General features: G+C 39.5%; 18 protein-coding genes. 1 reads left to right on the forward strand and 17 read right to left on the reverse strand.

The window, feature by feature from the left end:
- Positions 1-35 precede the first annotated feature (35 nt).
- The 7 genes from F9K23_03675 to F9K23_03705 form a co-directional block, all read right to left on the reverse strand.
- Entirely contained in the window at positions 36-695 is a 660-nt protein-coding gene (locus tag F9K23_03675; protein ID KAB2918254.1) for a DUF4386 domain-containing protein, read from the reverse strand.
- Between the two features lie 334 nt (positions 696-1,029).
- On the reverse strand, positions 1,030-1,224 hold the full coding sequence (locus tag F9K23_03680; protein KAB2918255.1) for a hypothetical protein: 195 nt from the start codon (positions 1,222-1,224) through the stop codon (positions 1,030-1,032).
- A 4-nt stretch (positions 1,225-1,228) separates the two neighbouring features.
- The gene (locus F9K23_03685; GenBank protein ID KAB2918256.1) at positions 1,229-1,711 is read right to left on the reverse strand and encodes a methylated-DNA--[protein]-cysteine S-methyltransferase; all 483 of its coding nucleotides are present in this window, start codon (positions 1,709-1,711) and stop codon (positions 1,229-1,231) included.
- A gap of 30 nt (positions 1,712-1,741) precedes the next feature.
- The gene (locus F9K23_03690) at positions 1,742-2,440 is read right to left on the reverse strand and encodes a DUF1361 domain-containing protein (protein ID KAB2918257.1); all 699 of its coding nucleotides are present in this window, start codon (positions 2,438-2,440) and stop codon (positions 1,742-1,744) included.
- A 41-nt stretch (positions 2,441-2,481) separates the two neighbouring features.
- Positions 2,482-3,000: a GNAT family N-acetyltransferase gene (locus F9K23_03695; protein KAB2918258.1), complete on the reverse strand. Its 519-nt coding sequence runs from the start codon at positions 2,998-3,000 to the stop codon at positions 2,482-2,484.
- A complete protein-coding gene (locus F9K23_03700; protein ID KAB2918310.1) occupies positions 2,997-3,404 on the reverse strand; it encodes an EVE domain-containing protein in 408 nt (135 codons plus the stop codon). Before F9K23_03700 ends, F9K23_03695 begins: the two co-directional genes overlap by 4 nt.
- Positions 3,405-3,449: 45 nt before the next feature.
- Complete coding sequence (locus F9K23_03705; GenBank protein KAB2918259.1) at positions 3,450-3,968, reverse strand: M15 family metallopeptidase; 519 nt, start codon at positions 3,966-3,968, stop codon at positions 3,450-3,452.
- Positions 3,969-3,988: 20 nt separating this feature from the next.
- On the opposite strand from F9K23_03705, the gene F9K23_03710 reads away from it, so the two are divergent.
- Entirely contained in the window at positions 3,989-4,726 is a 738-nt protein-coding gene (locus F9K23_03710) for a hypothetical protein (protein ID KAB2918260.1), read from the forward strand.
- A gap of 135 nt (positions 4,727-4,861) precedes the next feature.
- Here F9K23_03710 and F9K23_03715 read toward each other — a convergent pair whose 3' ends face one another.
- The 10 genes from F9K23_03715 to F9K23_03760 form a co-directional block, all read right to left on the reverse strand.
- Positions 4,862-6,856, reverse strand: coding sequence for a 30S ribosomal protein S1 (locus F9K23_03715; GenBank protein ID KAB2918261.1), 1,995 nt, complete (start codon positions 6,854-6,856; stop codon positions 4,862-4,864).
- Positions 6,857-6,938: 82 nt separating this feature from the next.
- Positions 6,939-7,349 carry a DUF1801 domain-containing protein gene (locus F9K23_03720; GenBank protein ID KAB2918262.1) on the reverse strand — a complete coding sequence of 137 codons (411 nt, stop codon included), beginning with the start codon at positions 7,347-7,349 and terminating at the stop codon, positions 6,939-6,941.
- Positions 7,350-7,524: 175 nt separating this feature from the next.
- On the reverse strand, positions 7,525-7,923 hold the full coding sequence (locus F9K23_03725; protein KAB2918263.1) for a DUF1801 domain-containing protein: 399 nt from the start codon (positions 7,921-7,923) through the stop codon (positions 7,525-7,527).
- Between the two features lie 125 nt (positions 7,924-8,048).
- A complete protein-coding gene (locus F9K23_03730; GenBank protein KAB2918264.1) occupies positions 8,049-8,447 on the reverse strand; it encodes a hypothetical protein in 399 nt (132 codons plus the stop codon).
- A 12-nt stretch (positions 8,448-8,459) separates the two neighbouring features.
- Positions 8,460-9,791 (reverse strand): peptidoglycan synthetase, encoded by a 1,332-nt coding sequence (locus F9K23_03735; protein KAB2918265.1) that lies wholly within the window; start codon positions 9,789-9,791, stop codon positions 8,460-8,462.
- A gap of 349 nt (positions 9,792-10,140) precedes the next feature.
- Complete coding sequence (locus F9K23_03740; protein ID KAB2918266.1) at positions 10,141-10,395, reverse strand: hypothetical protein; 255 nt, start codon at positions 10,393-10,395, stop codon at positions 10,141-10,143.
- A gap of 24 nt (positions 10,396-10,419) precedes the next feature.
- Positions 10,420-10,761, reverse strand: a complete 342-nt coding sequence (locus tag F9K23_03745; protein ID KAB2918267.1) for a hypothetical protein — start codon at positions 10,759-10,761, stop codon at positions 10,420-10,422.
- 593 nt (positions 10,762-11,354) lie between these two features.
- Positions 11,355-12,029, reverse strand: a complete 675-nt coding sequence (locus F9K23_03750) for a M48 family metallopeptidase (GenBank protein ID KAB2918268.1) — start codon at positions 12,027-12,029, stop codon at positions 11,355-11,357.
- A complete protein-coding gene (locus F9K23_03755; GenBank protein KAB2918269.1) occupies positions 12,029-15,229 on the reverse strand; it encodes a type I restriction endonuclease subunit R in 3,201 nt (1,066 codons plus the stop codon). Before F9K23_03755 ends, F9K23_03750 begins: the two co-directional genes overlap by 1 nt.
- Positions 15,226-18,969 carry an AAA family ATPase gene (locus F9K23_03760; protein KAB2918270.1) on the reverse strand — a complete coding sequence of 1,248 codons (3,744 nt, stop codon included), beginning with the start codon at positions 18,967-18,969 and terminating at the stop codon, positions 15,226-15,228. The genes F9K23_03755 and F9K23_03760 overlap by 4 nt, the downstream gene beginning before the upstream one ends.
- Positions 18,970-18,987 lie beyond the last annotated feature (18 nt).

The raw sequence follows: 18,987 nt of genomic DNA on the forward strand, positions 1-18,987 counted from the left end.
GCGCATTGACTTTTGGTAAGAAATGCGGTTTAGGTTTAAATGGTATGGTTAGCTGTTGTAAATCCTTTTACCATTAAGCGAATGGCAAATACCAATTCAAATAAACCGCCGGGTATGGAAAGGTACAGGCCAAAGGGGAGTCCAGCCATTTCTAACAATGAACCTGTTGCAAGCAATACATAACCGCCAATAGCCCAAATGGACATGTAACGGGGGATGATTTGTTGCTGTTGCAAGAACTTAAAGAACGGTAAGCTGCCTAAACTCAAGACTAACATTGCGGATTGATACGCCCAAAAGAGAGTGTTTTTGGTGCTGCTTACATTGTGTTGAGTTGAATATGTAAAGTATAATACTGTAGCGGCTATGATAATGAACCCCAATGCTTCTAACAAGCGGGTGAGGCGGTATGCTTTGGTTACGGCAGGGTTTAAGTGCGAGAGAGTAGTATGGGTTACTATTCCTATTAATGCCACGCACAGTGCATTTACAAGCACCAAAGCAGCTCCGATGATAAGAGAGTTGCTGTTTATTGCAGTGCTGTTTAATGCTGTGCTGATAAACCCATCGGCGGTGCTGTATGCAAAAAACGGAATGATGAATAAGATGCCTATGTATAGTGCGTTTCTTTTGGGGGTGTTCATGTGAATTTGATTAACGGGTACAAAGCTATTGCCCGCGTTTTCCAAACTCATTGATTTGGGTTAAGAAGTGTGATGGGTTGTTAAATGGGGTTGAAACCCCATTCTGTTAAAATTACACTATGCAACGGGACTTAAGTCCCGTTGCATAGTGTAATTTCAAAAGTGGTGGATTTTAATCCGCCTAATATTATTTCTATTATTAAAATTATTCTTAATGCCAATCGTGACGGCAAAACCTACATTGTTTTGCAAGCGGGGTTCGAGTCAGCTTACCGCATTCAGGGCAAAAATTAAGTAAAGGATGATTAGGGTACTCGTTTAAAATTCGGATCGCAGTTTTTTGTTCAAACACTTTGATGCCGTCTTTTAAGAGATTAATGGTACTTTAAGGATATTCGGGTTTTAATCTACCGGCTCTGAGGTAAAAATTAACCCAAAACTGTTCATTACCAGCTCTCGAAGCCCTTTCGCTAATATCCCTTTCGGTATAGAACTTTGTGTGTGCGTCTTTTTCATCCAAAGTAAGTAGTTCATTACAATGGGTAAATACATACCAAATAGTTTCGTTATCTAGTTCCATTGAATTAAAACAAACTCTTTGCTATTGCGCCTTCGTGCTCTAAGAGCAGGCGTTTTTTATCCAAGCCGCCTGCGTAGCCTACCAAATCACCATTAGCCCCAATCACACGGTGGCAGGGTATAAGTATTCCAATCGGGTTTTTACCGTTGGCACTTGCGGCAGCGCGTATTACCTTTTCATCGCCCAAGCGTTTGGCCATTTCGTTATAGCTGATTACTTTACCGTGAGGTATTTTCATTAACTCCTCCCATACCTTTTTCTGGAAATCAGTTCCCGCAGGTTGTAAAGGTACGGTGAAGGTGGTAAGTCGGTTGGCAAAGTATTCTTCCAACTCTGTAATACATTGGTGCATTACGGGTGTAGCGGGCGTTTCAGGCAGCGCTTTTTCATCCCCTTTGCAAAAATCAATGCGGGTAATGTGGGTTTCGGTGCCTGTAACAGCAATTAACCCGATGGGCGAAGAATAGTATGCGGTATATGTTGTCAAGTAGCCGTAAATATCGGAATATTTAGCGGCTTAAGCGTTATCGTTTTTTGTAGCAGTGAGAGGTATTTTGCCTAATTGACGAATGGTGAAGTAACCAACGATCAAAAACGCTGCAAAAGCAACGGTCATTGCCCAAACACGAGGATAATCCATTGGGTGCAGGGTGTATGAAAGTATATTTTTTGCTAATCCTGTAGGGTTGGTTACAATGTCCCAACTGTTCCAACGCTCGTAGCGGCCAAGGTAAATACCAAAACCGGTAAGCAACATACTTATCACCACAAATATCCATCCCGTTAGCTTGTTAAACGTATTGCTGATAACGCTTTGCATATCGGCCAGCGATACAAAACCCAACATCAGGCCCGTCCAAGCGGCACTTAATAACATCAACAAATCAAACCAGTAGGGGATGCCGCTGCGTTGTTTAAGGTGAAATAAATCGGTAAGTATGTAAGGAGCATTGGGAAAAAACAAAAGCCAAAGGGATGCCGAGGCTGTGATTATCAGCAGGTTTTTACGGCGAGAAGTACGGTAAGCCAGTAACGTACTGATAACGTAGGGGATGAAGGCCAAAAGCAAATTCCATACAAGAAAACGGAAGTGCCCGGTTCCTGTAATGGTTACTCGTGTAAATATCAGTCCGAAACTGATAGCAAGTGATGCCGCCAACCAAAAGGCTACTTTGGCGCGATGAGTGTTTACTAAAAAGTTGATAAAGTGCTGCATGGTATAATTGCAACGCAAAACCCATGCCCGATAGTATGTGGTTATTTTACCATGGCATACACCAGCGCATCTAATACTACGCCGTTTTTGTAGATGGCTTTGCGCTGTGTACCTTCAAAACGGTAGCCAGCGTTTTCTAACACGGTAGCAGATGCGCGATTGTTTTGAAACACAATGCCGTATATGCGCACCAAATCAGTGTTTTCAAATGCATAATCGGTAATTGCTTTTACGGCTTCAGTGGCTATGCCTTTGCCCCAATGTTCTTCGCCCAGCCAATAGCCTATTTCGGCACTCAGGCGGTGTACGTCGTCTTTTAGCAGCAACGATATTACACCGGCAGCTTCTCCGTTTATCTCAATAGCATTTACCATGTCTTTATTTTCTGGCGACAATACCGACGAGATAAAAAAATCAGCATGTTCTTTTTGATAAGGACTTGGGAAACGGTCACGCATATTATCAGCAATTTGCGTGTTGTTACCGTATTTGGCTATACTTGCGGCATCATCAGGATGCAGCGGACGCAGTTTGCATTTGGTAAGGGGCAAATTTATCATTGTTCGCTTAGGGCTATTATTTTATCAAATTCAGCAGGGGTTACAGCACTTACAGACAACCTGCCCAAACGTGCTAGCTGCATATTTTCCAGCTCAGGAGTTGTTTTAATAGTGGCAAGGTCAACCGGCTTTTTAAGTTTTTTGTGCGGGGCTAAGTTCACGGCCACCCAGTTCACATCATCGGTGGTTGGGTCTTGGTAGGCTTCTTTCACCACTTTGGCAATCCCTACAATATGCAAACCCTCGTTACTGTGGTAAAACAACACCAAATCACCTTTTTTCATGCTACGCAGATTGTTACGGGCCGCATAATTGCGCACACCGTCCCAAAAGGTTTCACCGTCTTTTTCAAATTGCTCCCAGCTATACTTAAACGGCTCTGATTTTACCAGCCAGTAATTCATCTCTTTTTTTGCCATGTTGCGAAGTTAGAAATTTGTAGCAGAGTTTTAATGATGCCACCTTGCCCGTTTTCCCCGATAATCAAAATGTATCATTTGCTTGCTTGCAAAACCTTTCATCTTTTTGTATGTACCAACTCCACCGCTATCGCCTACTATTTTCTTATCAAGTATATCAAACACTAAATCAACATCAGCAATGTTGCTTTTCCCATCGTTGTTTACATCTAAAACAATTATATCTATTGCGTTGCCGTGTAAGTGCTGGCTATAAGGTTTGGCACCGCTTTTTAGTTTTACCAGAATTGAGTTAAACCATTTTGGCCGTTTGCAACTCACAATATAAAAGTCGGCTTTATACCCTCTTTCATTTAAAGAGTCTTTTAATTGGTTATAAAACGCTACCGTTTTAGGGTTTACTTTAGAAACATCAGTTAAATAAAAGAATACCGCCGTAGAAGAAATCAGTAAGATGGCTATCGTCCAAAGCAAACCTTTTACTAACTTTTTAATTTTCACAGCGTTTAAATTGAGAACGAATTTATCGGATATGCTATTACAAAACATATCACTAAATTGTTTTTATAATGTATAAGCTAGTTATACTTCTTGCAGCTTCATTTTTATGTTGCCAATCACCCTATGTGCAAAAGGGGACAGAGAACGTTGTTTTGTTTGATACTGTTGCTAACGACAGTTTTGAAATACGGATTGATAACTACCGCCAAAGGGATGTTAAAGGTTCTTACGATACCATCATCTTTTATTTTGATGCCAGCCTAAAGGCAGGTAATTATTTGCGAAAGTTTTTTAATGATTCCGTTCACAGTAATACGCTACTGGTGGGTATTGCCCATTTTGGTAATTACAGAGAGAAACGCCGCCGTGACTTGATGGCCGATAACAATCACATGAACCATCTTTTAGATTCGGGTATAGTACCCTATATACAAGCTCATTACGGTTGGGCTGACGAGCGGATAATTGTGGGGCACTCGTTTGGTGGTTTGTGGGTCTACCGAGATTTTTTTGCTGCCGACACCCTGTTTACCACATTTATAGCTGTTAGTCCCTCGTTGTGGGTAGAAGGGACTTTGATGCCTTCAGAATATGCAAAGAGGAGGGGTAAGGAAAACTTGAGAACGCTTTATATGTATTGGGGTGGCGGTGAGGAGTTTAATTATGTAAAAGGAGCCTGCCACAGGGCTAAGAAGGAGATTGACGCCGATAGTATGTTGCGGGTTAAAATACCCATGAGGGAGTTGAAAGGCGAAACACACAACACCACACTTACGCCTGCTATGGAATCGTTTTTTGGTAGATGAGGTGTACGCGTTTGCAGTCATTCCCATTTTAAATGGGAATCTGTGGGTGGAGAGGTTAAAATATTTTGCAGTAGGTATAAAACAAAAAAAATCCCGCCTTTATGAGGCGGGATTTACTATAAAGTTCAAAGAATATTATTCTTCGGTGCTACCGTTTTCAGCTTCGGTTGAAGGCTCTTCGGCAGTTGGTTCTTCTGTTTTCTCAACACGGGCTTCAGCGTCTTTTTGCAGTTTTTCTGCTTTTTTAGCGGCTGTTTTCTTTTCTGATGATTCAAGCTGTGCTTTAAGCGCGCTTAATACATCGATATCGCCAAGGGTTGATTTTTCAGTGTTTTGGTTGATTTTCTTAGCTGCTTTAGAAACTGCTTTTTCTTCCTTCACTTTCTTATCATCAGCATCTGCCTTTTTCACTTTCTCTTCTTCTTTCCAAAGTGCAGTGTGTGATACTGTAATGCGACGGTTTTCTTTGCTAAACTCAGTTACTTTAAACTCAAGTACTTCGTCTTCTTTAGCATTGCCTTTGTCGGCTTTTTGAAGTTGTTTCACCGGAGCGTACCCTTCAACACCGTAAGGTAGTGCAATGGTTGCACTCTTATCACCGATTTTAAGTACAGTACCTTCGTGTACTGAACCTTCGGGGAATAAGGTTTCGAAAGTATCCCATGGGTTTTCATCCAACTGTTTGTGGCCTAGGCTCAAACGGCGGTTTTCTTTGTCAACTTCCAACACCAATACTTCAAGTTCTTGATCTTTCTTCACAAACTCAGCAGGGTGCTTGATTTTCTTAGACCATGAAAGGTCAGAAACGTGCAACAAACCGTCAACACCTTCTTCCAACTCAATAAATACACCGTAGTTGGTTAGGTTACGAACGATACCTGTGTGGCGGCTGCCCACAGCGTATTTCTCTTCGATATTAACCCAAGGATCTGGTGAAAGTTGTTTGATGCCTAATGACATTTTGCGCTCGTCTTTGTCAAGGGTTAAAACAACCGCTTGTACTTCGTCGCCCACTTTCATAAAGTCTTGTGGGTTGCGCAAGTGTTGGCTCCAGCTCATTTCTGATACGTGTATCAAACCTTCGATGCCTGGGGCAATTTCAAGGAATGCACCGTAATCAGCAACGGTAACAATTTTACCTGTTACTTTAGCTTCAACTTTAATCTCTTCTGGAAGGTTATCCCAAGGATGAGACTGAAGTTGTTTCAAGCCCAATGAAATACGTTTCTTGTCGTCGTCAAAGTCAAGTACAACAACGTTGATTTTTTGGTCAAGCTGCAATACCTCTTCTGGGTGGTTGATACGTCCCCATGAAATATCGGTAATGTGCAACAAACCGTCAACACCACCCAAATCAATAAACACACCAAATGAGGTCATGTTTTTAACAACACCTTCCAATACCTGACCTTTTTCAAGTTTAGAAAGTATGTCTGATTTTTGAGCTTCGATATCGTCTTCGATAAGCGCTTTGTGTGAAATTACTACGTTTTTGAACAGTTGGTTGATTTTCACAACTTTAAACTGCATGGTTTGACCCACGTACACATCGTAATCACGGATGGGTTTAATATCTATTTGAGAGCCGGGAAGGAAAGCATCCATACCCATAACATCCACCACCAAACCGCCTTTTGTGCGTGATTTGATGTAGCCGGTAACGATTTCATCGTTCTCGTGGGCTTTGATGATGTTTTCCCAAGCCCTTTCGCCAATAGCTTTCTTACGAGAAAGAACTAATTGGCCAAGTTTGTCTTCTTTAGTTTCAAGCAATACTTCCACTTCGTCGCCAACTTTAATATCTGGCAAATCGCGGAATTCAGTACGGGCAATCAAACCGTCTGATTTGAATCCAATGTTCAAAACAATGTCTTTGTCGTTAATAGCCACAACTTGGCCTTTAACAAGTTCGCCTTCGTTAAGTTGGCTCAAAGTGTCTGAATAAAGGTTCTCTAGCTTTTTCCTTTCAACATCAGAGTAGCCGCCAAATCCTTGGTCGTCCATACTCCAGTCAAAGTCAGCGGGAGCTGCAGGTGCAGAGGCAGTTTTTACCTCTTTTGGTTTGGCAACCTCATTGGCAGTTACTTCTGCGTTAGGCTGCGGGTCAAGATTTTTGTTTTCTTCTGTCAAATTATTAATCCTCCTTTGGGGGGCGGCAAAGGTAGAAAAAATATGGTAAAAACCAAATTTTAACTGATAGTTTTTGAGGCTTTTAGGGCTTCACAGGCATGTGATTTTCTATGCCCTGCATAAATGCTGCATTTTCCACTATCCCTGCCTTTTGTTCATTAAGCAAAATTGATTGATGCAATAAGGGTATTACCTTATCATAGTCAACATCTTTGATGTCTTTAAACGTGATACTTTTTACCTGTTTATTCGGGGTGGTGTCTAATAGATTAAACGGGTCTTTTATTTCAGCACCGTTGCAAAAGCAAAGCGACACTCCTTTGTCGTGGGCATACACATAGCACAAACGCCCGTGATGGTAATAAAACGGGAAGTTGTAGGCTATTTTTTCAGTTATGTTTTTTGAACATGAAAATATAAGCTGGCGCAAAAAGCCAACTATGCCCGCATTTTTATTATTTGTAGCTAAAATGTACTGTTCAATAGTATGCATTGTATTTTGTTTTGAAAAGTGAAAGAACAAACAATCAAAAATAGCAAAACCGATAATTAGTTGCTATACCTGTGTAAAAGTGGTTTAAAAGTTTGCAGGTACACACAGCATTATCCTTTTGCTAAGCGATAACGAGTGTGTGTAGTAAAAAAGTATAAGGGTGTACGTGTAAAATTTAGCAATAAGCAAGTTTGGCGGTGGCATCTTCAGATGCTGTGGTAGCTTGGTGTAACATTGATAATACCAAATCGGCATTTACTTCTTTTATCGAGTTGAAGAAGATATGTTTTTCATTTTGTCCGTCGGTAGGAAACGAAACCCCTTCAGGGTCTGTTAGCAAATGTGCGTTACAAAACGATAACGCAGTGCCTTTGTTTTGGTTGTTTATATAGCAAGCTCCGCCGTTGATGTAGTAGTATGGGGTGTTGTGGCTCATGTCTTCCTCAACATTAGGAGAAAATGATAGTATAATCTCACGCAAGTAGCCAAATATTGCTGCCTGTGTGTTTGAGCATTCCATGATGTAGTTTTCTATAGCACGCATAATCTTTTCAAATATTTTTAGTTTTCCCAAAAACCGGAATAAGCAATTTCACCTCAGTTGAACATTCCTATACTTCAAAAATATTTGATGGACTACTAAAATCTTTGTAAGGGCGGGTAAAAAGTTTTAAAGTTTGCATTGTAAATCAGGTATTTCTACCTGAAACAGTTGCCTTTCTGCGTCATCCATGGTAAAATAACGTAGTTCAAACGTCCTGCAATTACTGCCGGATCTTTCTTTACAAGTGCTTCTGCTTCCTCCTTAGTGGGCACATCCAGCACCAATAAACCACGCCAGTCTCCGTCTTCCATAAATGGGCCTGCAACATTTAACAAGCCCAGCGCGTGCAGGCTGTCTAAATGGTTTAAGTGCTGTTCTTGAATGCGGTTGGTGGTTGTAGAATCTTGGGTGCGGTTGCTGCCTTTGGTGTACATTACAAACATGTACTGTTTTAGCCCGTTGTCAATGCTATCGGTTGGTGTTTGGGCGTACGACTTTAAAAATGCGGCTGAAAACAATAGTATGGCAACGGTGGTTTTTTTGATGTAATTCATACGTGTATTTTTTTAAAAATCTAACGGTAGATTGTCAAAATTTCCAGAACTCATTAAAAGTAATACTGTGTTGTTTTGAATTACCGAATGCAGGTAGCGGTGCAGCATTTTACTTTCGGTGTATACTATAACACTGCCGCCAAATGCTTCGGCAACGGTTTCAATATCCAGCGGGGGCATCTTTTTCAGTTCAAGCACGTGTTCGTTAAAAAACACAATGGCATCATCGGCTTGTGTTAATGTTTGATGGTATTGCGAAAGAAAACTTTTGTTAAGACTGCTAAAGGTATGCAGCTCAAAACAGGCTACTACTTTGTGGGTGGGATATTGCTGTTTTACAGCATTTACAGTAGCTTTAACTTTTGAGGGTGAGTGTGCAAAATCCCTAAAAACGACTAAACTGCCGGTGTCTTTAATTTTTTCGAGCCTGCGGGCGGTGCCGCCAAAAGTTGAAATGGCTGCATAAAAATCATCATCGCTGATGCCTAGTTGGTTGCAAAGGTGCTTTGCTCCGGCCATGTTTTGCAGGTTGTGCAGGCCAAATACTTGTAACGGCAAGTTACCGTTTGGTGTGGTTAGAAAGGTTTGCCCGTTTTCAAGGGTATGGGGCAGGGCCTCGTAGGGGAGTAGTTGCAGACGGTTTGCGTGCGGTGCTACCAACGTTTGCAAATGCTCGTCGGCAGCATAATAGGCTAGGGGGGCACCATCAGGTAGTTGGTTGATAAACAACTCAAATTGGTGCACATACCCTTCAAACGTGGGGAATACGTTGATATGGTCCCAAGCAATGCCTGTAAGCTGGGCTATATTGGCATGGTATACCAAAAACTTAGGGCGCGGGTCGATGGGCGAGGTAAGGTACTCGTCGCCCTCCAGTATTACTATGGGGGAATCGCTCATGCGCACCATTCGTTCAAACCCGTCAATGGCTGAGCCTACCAAGTAATCAAACTGCTTGCCCAAGGTGTGCAGCACGTGCATTATCATGGCGGTGGTGGTGGTTTTGCCATGACTGCCGCCAATTACCACGCGGGTTTTGTTTTTGCTGTGTTCGTATATAAACTCGGGGAAGGAGTATATGGGCAAGCCTAATTCTTTAGCTTTTTGTAACTCCGGATTATCGGTACGGGCGTGCATGCCCAATATAACGGCATCAACCTGCGGTGTGATTTTTTCGGGAAACCAACCGAAGGTTTCGGGCAATAAGCCTTTTTCTTTCAATCGGGTAAGGGCAGGGTCGAATATTTCATCGTCGCTGCCGGTAACGGTGTGGCCTTGTGCCAGTAAATCAAGGGCAAGGTTGTGCATTACTGCGCCGCCTATGGATATAAAATGGTAGTGCATAGTATAAGGCGGCAAGTTAAAAAGTTATAGGCAAATTAGTATGCGTGGGAGTAATAGTGAGCGTGTAAACTATACTTAAACGGGTTTTAAGGCTACCCAACTTAGTGGGACTACTTAGGAAGACCTTGCATTATTGGTTTCCTGTCATGCTGACGAAGGAAGCATCTTATAAAGAATATGTAAACAGTTAACATATTTGTTATAGGATTCCTCGCTGCGCTTCGGAATGACAAAGATTAGCTACTTTCCGATACAAAAAGTAACTAACTTTTTTGTTAACAGTATTGGTAAGGGGTTTAACGGTTTACTGTTTTTCAAGGTACAAATAGGGTACAAAAGAAGACAAATATCACTCACTTGTAATCCGTATTTTAGTATAATTGTCAGAAAGGTCGTCTATTCTACTTTGAACATCTTGCAGGTCGTATTTTATTTGTTGCAAGTCTTCATCTGTCTGAATTTGAATATTTCTTGTTCTTCTCTGTATAGTATCAATCCTTTTTTGAACATCTAACAATTTTGTATGCATATTGTAAGATAAATAGGCATTTGCAAGAAGTAAAATGAAAATAAAAAATATGGTAATAGGTACAGCTTTTTTCATGCAGGTTTAACTTTTAAGGTTAATTCAAATAGGTACACTTGCATAACCGGTTTCAGAAATGATAAGGTGGTCTAAAATTTCAATGTTTAGATATTTTGCCCCCATCTTTAAGTTGTTTGTTAGGTTTATATCTTCACCGCTTGGGGTTAGGTTCCCTGAAGGATGGTTATGCACAAGTATAATCTTACGAATATTTTTTGAAGATGCTAAGTGAAACACGTCTAAGGGTTCTACTCCGGCTTTGTTTAAACTGCCCAATGCTACCAACTCAATAAATGAGATAACAAGGGTAGGGGTTAACCCGATTACCCAAAAGTGTTCTTTTTGACGGCCTAACCTGTTTTCACGCTTCAGCACCGCTTGCATAATAGTAAACACATCTTCACTATTGGCAATCTTAATCTTTTGTTCTTTGGTTAAGCGGACTTGAATACAATGTCCGAATATACATTTATTGGGTTTAACTCCAAATACAATAAGGTTATCTCAACTAAGGCAGATGCGTTCCGCTTAAAAGGAAAACAGGAAACGATTATTTACACAAGGGTTTAAGTTTAACCTATTGTCTCTATCGTATAAAATATTACACACAAAGCCTTCATTTAGCTTACAAGGCTTTTCCCATAGTTATACAAGTTCAGTTCAGTATCTCTCACTTAGCATTCAAGTTCAAAGGTGTAATGAGTAACCTTTTCAACGCTTGGAAAAAAAGCACCGGGGGGGTATTTTTTTATGCGGGGGAGTGTTTTTATATTGGGGGTAGTATGTAGGCTCTCTCTCAGGTATTGGTTTGTAATGAATAAGATAAGGCTACAAGCAACAAAGGAAAAGGCTAAAAGAAGTATTATTTGGAGGGTTGTATAAGTTAAGTAAGGCTCTCTCTCATTGAGGACTGTTTTCATATAAGGCGTAGAATGTTGTTTCTTTCCCCAAAATAATATTAGTCAGAAAGATGTCTTTTAAAAGTCCACTTCTAGTTGGTGTCCGTTTTCTTTAAGCCATTTTTTTGCTTTTAAATAATTGGGGACTTGTATCGAAAGTATATTCCAAAACCTTGGAGTATGGTTATTTTCCAATAGGTGAACTAATTCATGGACGACAAGATATTCAAGTACATACATAGGAGCTTTTATAATACGCCAATTAAAAATGATATTGTTTTTAGGGGTACATGACCCCCAGCGGTATTTCATTTCAGATGTTTTAAACTCATTATATTTTACTCCTAGGTTTTTTGCATAGTTTTTTGCTAATGGTTCTATTTTTTTCTGAGCTTTATGTAGATACCATTTCTTGAACAACTCGTTTGCTTTTGATTGATTGGTTTTTGATATAAGAAAACGGTGATTAAACACTATATCATTTATCTCTTCTTCAACTACTAATAGTTGATAGTTTTTTCCTAAGTATAAAAGGGTTTCGCCTGAAATAAACTCCTTGGGTTTATAGTCTAGAGGATATTTTTGTGTGTGACTAATTTTTTCTTTTATCCACTGGCTTTTTGATTGGATAATAGATTCTATTTTTTGTTGTGAAGTATTAATGGGTGCGCGTACAATAATTTTCCTATCACGCTCTACAGTTATGTTTAGCGTTTTTCTTTTACTGTATTTTATTTCATAGTCAAATTGCATTAGTCAATGATTTTAAAGTGGTTGGTTTTTGCCAATTCCATTATTCTTGATATTAATTCGTGTCTTTTTGTGATGATGTTAGGAATTGCCTTAAAATCAGGAGATAAAATGCACTTTTGTAAAAATTCTTTTAGCTTCAATTGTGCTGGAGGACTATCCCAAAAACCTGTTAGCTTAATTTCGGTTACAACTAAATTAACAATGTGCTGGGTTAGGTTTACTGTAAGTGCAATTTCTTCTTCGGTAAGGGTACGGTTATCAAATAATTCGGCTTTAAAAATCCGAAAGAATGGCATTTGCTTTTTGCGGTCAAGTCCAAACGTTTCTTCTTTTTCCCTATTCTTTATTTTTTCGCGCAGTTTTTCTAATTCTTCATAAATGGCTTTCCAGTTGCCCTTAAAGTTTTCTAGTATTTTTTCTAAAGCTTCGGAAAACGAAGCAAATAATTCAGGGTCTTCGTCTATATTTATGTCAATATAGTGGCGAATTGCATGTTCAACCTCTGCAGCTTTTGTTTTTTCTCTTTTCTTGGTATTTACCCCTTTCTGAAAATCATCAGCTATTATTGATATGGGGGCAACTGTTTGTTCTATTCCTTTCGATTTTAAATATTCATCAGCAATACTTCTTAGCTTAGGAGGTATGCCTTTCATGCTAAAGCGTTTATCTCTAAAATGTTTGTTTGCTAATTCGTTAATTTCTGTAAAGGCTTTCCAGTCGTTAAAAAAGTCTAATGCTTCTTTGCGAGGTATTACATTGTTGAAACAGGTCGTTAGTTTTCTATATAGCTTTATGTATTCAAAGCGAATATCTTCATCATAAAATACATCAAAAAAAGCATCAGCATCCGCAAGGTCTTCTAAGCCTTGTTTTTTTAGAAATTCCCAAATATCCTTATGTGCTTGTATAAGTTCGTTTAGCTCAGTTTCATCATTAGAAATACAGTCAATAATTTCTTGTATTTCTTTTTCGGCATAGGTATCAAGTGCCCTTTTTAAGTGGTGGCCTATGCCCACAAAATCAACAATGAAACCTTTATTTTTTCCTTCAGAACCAATACGGTTTACTCTTGCTATGGTTTGTAATAAATTATGTTCTATAATAACCCTATCAAGATACATTACCTGTTCTATGGGTGCATCAAAACCTGTTAGCAGCATATTGTTTACTATAATAATACCTACGTTGCCAATAATTGTTGCATCTTCATCATCTGCTTGGCTAAAGGGAAGTTTGAAACGTTTGATGCTTTTTTTGTGATAGCCGCTATTAGTATATTGTTTTATGTGTGGGGCATCGTTATGGCTGCCTGAAATTATTACGGCGGTTTCTAATTCTTTTAATAAACTTATATCTACCATCAAGGGGTTGTTTGCCTCAAGGGAGGAAATTTTTTCTTTTAAAGCGTCTTCAATGGCACTTTTATATCTAACTGCTGCTTCACGGCTATTGGCTACAATTTGTGCTTTAAAACCACCTGTAAATATTTGTTCTACATAATGGTTTACCATGCTGTTGGCTTTTTCTTTTATGGTTTCAGCGGCTTCTAAATAAGCATCGCGGCTGCCAAAGCCCAATATCTGAAGTCGCTCTATCAACTCATACTCACTAAAAACGTCTTCAAACTTTTTATCCATGCCTTTTTTATCAGGAATTTCGGCATTGTGGGTAAAGCCTTGGTATATAATTTCTAGTGTTACGCCATCATCAATGGCTTGGCGCATGGTGTATTTGTCTATATAATCTTTGTATTTTTTTTCGGTTTTGCCTGTTGGTGTACCTGTAAAACCTATTGAGGTTGCATTGGGCAGGGCTTTATCTAAGTTGGCTGCTAATAATGAATATTGTGACCGGTGAGCTTCGTCTGTCATTATTAGTATATTGCTATTATTATTTAGTTCAGGAAATAGTTGCAAGCCTTCTAAATCGTCCCCGTTTTCCTGAAACTTATGTATCATAGCCATTACTAAATCAGAGTTATCATTGCTAAGCAACTCTTTAAGGCTTTTACCATCGGGTACATTTTTTTTGTTTATAAAGTGGGCTACTTTAATAGTAAACCCTATGCTTTGGCCTGTATCAGTAAGTTGTTCTTCCAGTTGTGTTCTATCTGTAACAAATACTATTTTCCACGATTGCAGTTTGGGTTTCAATCGCATTTCGCGTACTAAAAACATCATGGTTAGTGATTTGCCCGAACCTTGGGTGTGCCATATAATACCCCCACGTTCTAATGGGTTTTTGCCTTCTAGTAAACGTTTGGTGGCAATTTTTACTGCTCTAAATTGTTGGTAACGGCCTACTACTTTTATTTTTTGTCCTTTATCGTTTATCTGAAAAACGGTAAATACTTGTATTATATCTAATAAGTTGCGTAAATCAAGCATACCTGCAACCAGCCTTTGTTGGTCGTTAGGTGATGATTTGCCATGTTCTAAATCATTAAGAGATTTGGGGTAGGGGTCTGTCCATCTATAAAAATGTTTTTCAATGTTTGTAGTAATTGTTCCAAATTTGGCCTCAGTACGGCATGTGGTTATTATAAACTGATTATAAAAAAACAGTTCTTTATTCCCCTCGCCATTATACCCCCTTTCTTCTGAATAACGCAACAGTTGGTCTATCGCCTCGGGGATTGGTTCTTTTACTTTTGATGATTTTGCCTCTACGACTACCACGGGCAAACCGTTTATAAACAAAACAATATCGGGTAAGATGTGGTGGTCTGTACCGGTTACTTTTACTTTAAATTGAGATATGGCAGTAAATATGTTGTTTTGAGGGTTTTCAAAATCAATAAAGCGTACGGTAGGGCTTGGCTCGCCTGTTTGCTCGTTACGTGATACGGTTGTATTTTCTAGCAGGTAGTGTAATACCTGTTGATTGTTTTCTATCAGGCTGTTTTTAGGAAAGGTGGTTATTTTGCGTATCACCTCTTCTATCTGTCCATCGGTTAGGAAGGGGTTTATAGTTTTTAAAGCTGTTTGCAGTTTGGGGAGCAATACTACTTGTGCAAACGATGTACGAAAACTTTGTTGCGGAGTTTGCTGGTTTTTAAGCTCAATTACTTGGTTGTGTCCTGCATTCCAACCAAGGCTGATAAGTTGCTCTAAAAATGGTTTTTCAACAAAGTTGTATTCATCAAGCTTTAGGCTGTTGCCTAAATTGCCGTTATATTTGTCATCGTTGCTTAGTATCATGCTTTAAACACCTTATTAATAATCTCGTCTATTTCCTTTATTGAAATAGCCCCCCTTATACTTCCATCTTCTAGTTTACTTGGTTTATCCTCTGTTATGATAAGAGTACCATTTGTGCCACCACCATCTTGAAAAGGAAGAATTTTATTTTCAATATACCAATTGTATTTCTCATTCCATCGTTGTTGGTACTCGGTGTTGTGAAGCATGCCGCAATGCTCCCAGTAAAATACTTCACCTGTGTTGTCGTTTTCAATTGTAAAATCAGGTAGTCTTTCTACTTCTTTTATTGTGAGTTTCTTTTCATATAGCGGAGATAGATTTTTATCAATAAGCCGTTGGTATATTAATAATTCACTTTTTGACCTAAGCATTTTCCCATCACTTGCTTGGTGAATTAAGTTTTTCTCTAAGTATTCGCCTTCTACTTCTACCAATTCAGGTTTTATAAAAAGATTGGTCATTCTTTTAAGCGCGTCTGATTTTAATGGTGAAGCCAAGCCTTTAATATCAAAAACATCGCCCTGAATTAGCAAAATTACCTTTTCTTTTTGACGGGTTAGAGCTGTATAAAGCATCTCGCGTGAAAGCAAAAAACAAGGATTAGGAACTACTATAAAAACTTTTCCAAACTCACTACCCTGTGCTTTATGCACGGTAAGTGCGTAAGCTAACTCTAATGGCACATTACCTTCTTCGGAAAACTCCCAAGATTTGAAGGTGTATTTAAACCCTTTTTGAGATGTAAATTCGATTTCAGTGTTTTGTGGACGGCCTGTGAAAGTATGATAAGCTTGCTTGAATTGACCTATTACCATCCCTATTTCACCATTGGCTATATAGTTCATTGAACCTTCGGGATAAACTTCTTTTCTACGTGAGTTAATTAGATTAATAACTTTATCACCATAAACAATTTGCTCCAGTCCAATAGGTGCAGGTGTTTTTCCATTTCTAATTTTTGCGAAATCAAGATTGTCTTTTCTAAATAGCTTATGAATTTTCCTATTAATCGCTCTTACACCAAACTCTTTTTCTCTAATAGGGGATAATATTTGCCAAGATTCAACTTTCTCAACTGCTTCTCTAAAATTAAAAAACCCATAGTCATTAGCTCCCAGTGATTTGTTAAAGGTATCAACATCTTCTATAGATTCCATTTTAAGCTCATCAACCAGCACTTTTTTAAACAATTGCTCAAATTCAGCTTCGTTTTTCCAATGCTCTATGCGTAAACGTGTTGAATTTGGTGTTGTTATGATATGATTAATGACGTTATCCGCCCCCGGTTCAAGTGTTTCACCGCTAAACCATTCTGCCAGTTGTAAATCTTCGCCTTTTGAGTTTGATTGCCTTCTATTAATCGTGAGCTCCGTATAACCTTTCCCAACTCTTGGGAAGGTTGTTTCAATTCCATCGGGTTTAAGGTGGTGGATGATGTCTAGAAATGGACGACCAGCCCCTATGGGCGGCAATTGGCGATGGTCTCCTACTAAAATAAAACGTTTTACTCCTTTTAAACAATCAAGGGTGGTTGCCAGCATTTCTTCAGTAAGCATGGATGCTTCATCTAAGATAACTGTTTCATATTGGCCTTCGCAAAAGTTGCTAGAGAAAACATATTGTTGTGTTTCACCAATATACCGGCCATAACCGGCAAGAAACTGGGCGATGGTTTTGGCAGTTACCCGTATGTTTTTTGCAACTTCTTCCATACGTACCCGTGCTTTTCCGGTGGGAGCAAGTAGTAACACTCCATTGTTTTCTACCTCTTTTTGACCTGCTAAGATGGTAAGTAAAGTGGTTTTACCTGTACCGGCCGGGCCAATTAAAACTGAAAACCTGCTTTCTGCAATTTCTTTTAATACAGCGACTTTTTCGTCACGGGCACTTATTTCAAGGCTATCAGGAGTTCCTTCGGTATGTTTTTTAAGTTCATTAGCAAGCAAACCTTTCCAATCTGCCTGTAGTTCGAGCCTTTTTGCATTAACCCGTTCATCAACCTTTTGGCTAATAATTTGGCGAGTGTTAGCAAAACGTGAGAGTTGATAAGCCCGCTCGCCATCTTTCATCTCTTCTAACGCAACCCCATTGGTAAAGTAATCTTCGGCCAAATCAAAATAGTCACTATTAATATTACAAGAAGGAATTATGGCAAGGTTGCGTATTTGGGTAATAAGTTGTTTGCGAGGTAAAAGAGTGTGCCCTTGTAATGCAGCAATTTCTAATTGCCAAATAGTTAAGGCACGAACACGGTTATTATCAAATGGGTCATTAAGTACTAATTGGTCAGGCAACAAGGTATCGGGCACATGTTTTAAATACAACCCAAGGTCTATGGTACTTAATGCAACAGGTGTGGTAGTGAAACGTAAATCTTCATAAATGAGGTAGGGATTTTGTAAATATTCTTCATCCCTGCGGTTAATACCAATACGTTCTCTTTCCTCTGTTACAAAAAGAAATTTAGCTTGGTCAATACTTAAATCGAAACGGCTGAGTAGATGCAAAATGTTAATACGGGTAGGGTTAGCCTTCTCTTTTAAGCGTTGATAGGATTTTCTTGAGGAGAAAGGAATTAATGCTGCTATATCATCGGATAAAATTCCTTGGTGATTTTCTATGGCCTGTTCAAAAAGATGCCAAGGATTTTCATTATCGCTTTTTAGCCGGTTAATAATTTCGGCGGCTACAAAATGGCCTTTTTCAACGCCAAAGGCGCACAAGGCCGAACCCATACCCGGATATGCGCCACGTAATTTTTCTAATTGGGCAATTTCATCATGAATCCATTGAATACTGGCTTGATGGTTTGTACCAATACCTAATTCTTCTGCCTTTTCTAATGATTTAACACACTCTAACAATACCCTGATGGCGCTATCGTTACTTACGTGTTCTGCTGCATACGAAAACTCAAAACGTTTGTCGTTTGGAACTATAACGGCCAATTCAGCAATATCAAAATCAGGGTGCGTTTCTTGATATGTTATGGCATCGTGATAAGGCAGCAGGAACCCATTTTTACCATCTTGGCGAATGGTGTGCATTACCATATGTTCCCAGTAGGCTGCCCCAAAACGGTTGTTACTGCCATCGTAGGCTTCTGAAGGAATAATCTTATTAATTTTACCAACGCCGGCAATTACCCGCCCCGATTCTTCAACAAAGGGAACTTGCTTTGCATAAAAAAACACCAAAGAGGTTTCTTCTTTCAGGTGTTCAAAAAAGCAGTTTAGCAATGCCTTTTGATTGTTTATTTCTTGCACCCAACTATCGTTGCCGTTTTTTGCCCAATCAAGATGCGGCTCACGGGCTTCGTCAAAGTTTAGTGAAAAGAGTTCGGTTTTGTCTTTTGCATTTTCTTTCAGCATCCAGTGATAGGGTACTGCTGCGGCAGAAAATGCCGGGAACTGAACTTGTGTTGGCTTCAAATGCCCGTGTGTGCCGGGCGAGCTTTCTATATACGGGTGAGATAATGTTTTATAGAATGGGAAGGGTGCCATAAAGGTAGCCCGCTCACCCCAGCATGGGGGGAGCTGAGCTTCGTTTAAATCTTTAAAAGAACTGCCGGCTAATTCCTGCTCTTGTTCATCGTTACGATTTAGGGCACAGTTTTTTAAAATAAGGCAAGCACCATTGGCTTTTGGGTTGCTGCAAATGGTGCCGTTCCATGCGTTATCGTGCCAAGGCACACGCACAGACAGATGTTTTAATTGATAGCGAGGATTGTGTTTCATGCAGTTGATTTTTTTAAT

The sequence above is a fragment of the Bacteroidota bacterium genome (genome assembly GCA_008933805.1).
GTDB lineage: Bacteria > Bacteroidota > Bacteroidia > UBA8524 > UBA8524 > SB11.

Bases quoted from the DNA above. Each gene is read 5' to 3' on its own strand.
- F9K23_03675 (KAB2918254.1), bottom strand. From the start codon at position 695: ATGAGTTTGGAAAACGCGGGCAATAGCTTTGTACCCGTTAATCAAATT.
- F9K23_03680 (KAB2918255.1), bottom strand. From the start codon at position 1,224: ATGGAACTAGATAACGAAACTATTTGGTATGTATTTACCCATTGTAAT.
- F9K23_03690 (KAB2918257.1), bottom strand. From the start codon at position 2,440: ATGCAGCACTTTATCAACTTTTTAGTAAACACTCATCGCGCCAAAGTA.
- F9K23_03695 (KAB2918258.1), bottom strand. From the start codon at position 3,000: ATGATAAATTTGCCCCTTACCAAATGCAAACTGCGTCCGCTGCATCCT.
- F9K23_03700 (KAB2918310.1), bottom strand. From the start codon at position 3,404: ATGAATTACTGGCTGGTAAAATCAGAGCCGTTTAAGTATAGCTGGGAG.
- F9K23_03705 (KAB2918259.1), bottom strand. From the start codon at position 3,968: ATGTTTTGTAATAGCATATCCGATAAATTCGTTCTCAATTTAAACGCT.
- F9K23_03710 (KAB2918260.1), top strand. From the start codon at position 3,989: ATGTATAAGCTAGTTATACTTCTTGCAGCTTCATTTTTATGTTGCCAA.
- F9K23_03720 (KAB2918262.1), bottom strand. From the start codon at position 7,349: ATGCATACTATTGAACAGTACATTTTAGCTACAAATAATAAAAATGCG.
- F9K23_03730 (KAB2918264.1), bottom strand. From the start codon at position 8,447: ATGAATTACATCAAAAAAACCACCGTTGCCATACTATTGTTTTCAGCC.
- F9K23_03735 (KAB2918265.1), bottom strand. From the start codon at position 9,791: ATGCACTACCATTTTATATCCATAGGCGGCGCAGTAATGCACAACCTT.
- F9K23_03740 (KAB2918266.1), bottom strand. From the start codon at position 10,395: ATGAAAAAAGCTGTACCTATTACCATATTTTTTATTTTCATTTTACTT.
- F9K23_03745 (KAB2918267.1), bottom strand. From the start codon at position 10,761: ATGCAAGCGGTGCTGAAGCGTGAAAACAGGTTAGGCCGTCAAAAAGAA.
- F9K23_03750 (KAB2918268.1), bottom strand. From the start codon at position 12,029: ATGCAATTTGACTATGAAATAAAATACAGTAAAAGAAAAACGCTAAAC.
- F9K23_03755 (KAB2918269.1), bottom strand. From the start codon at position 15,229: ATGATACTAAGCAACGATGACAAATATAACGGCAATTTAGGCAACAGC.
- F9K23_03760 (KAB2918270.1), bottom strand. From the start codon at position 18,969: ATGAAACACAATCCTCGCTATCAATTAAAACATCTGTCTGTGCGTGTG.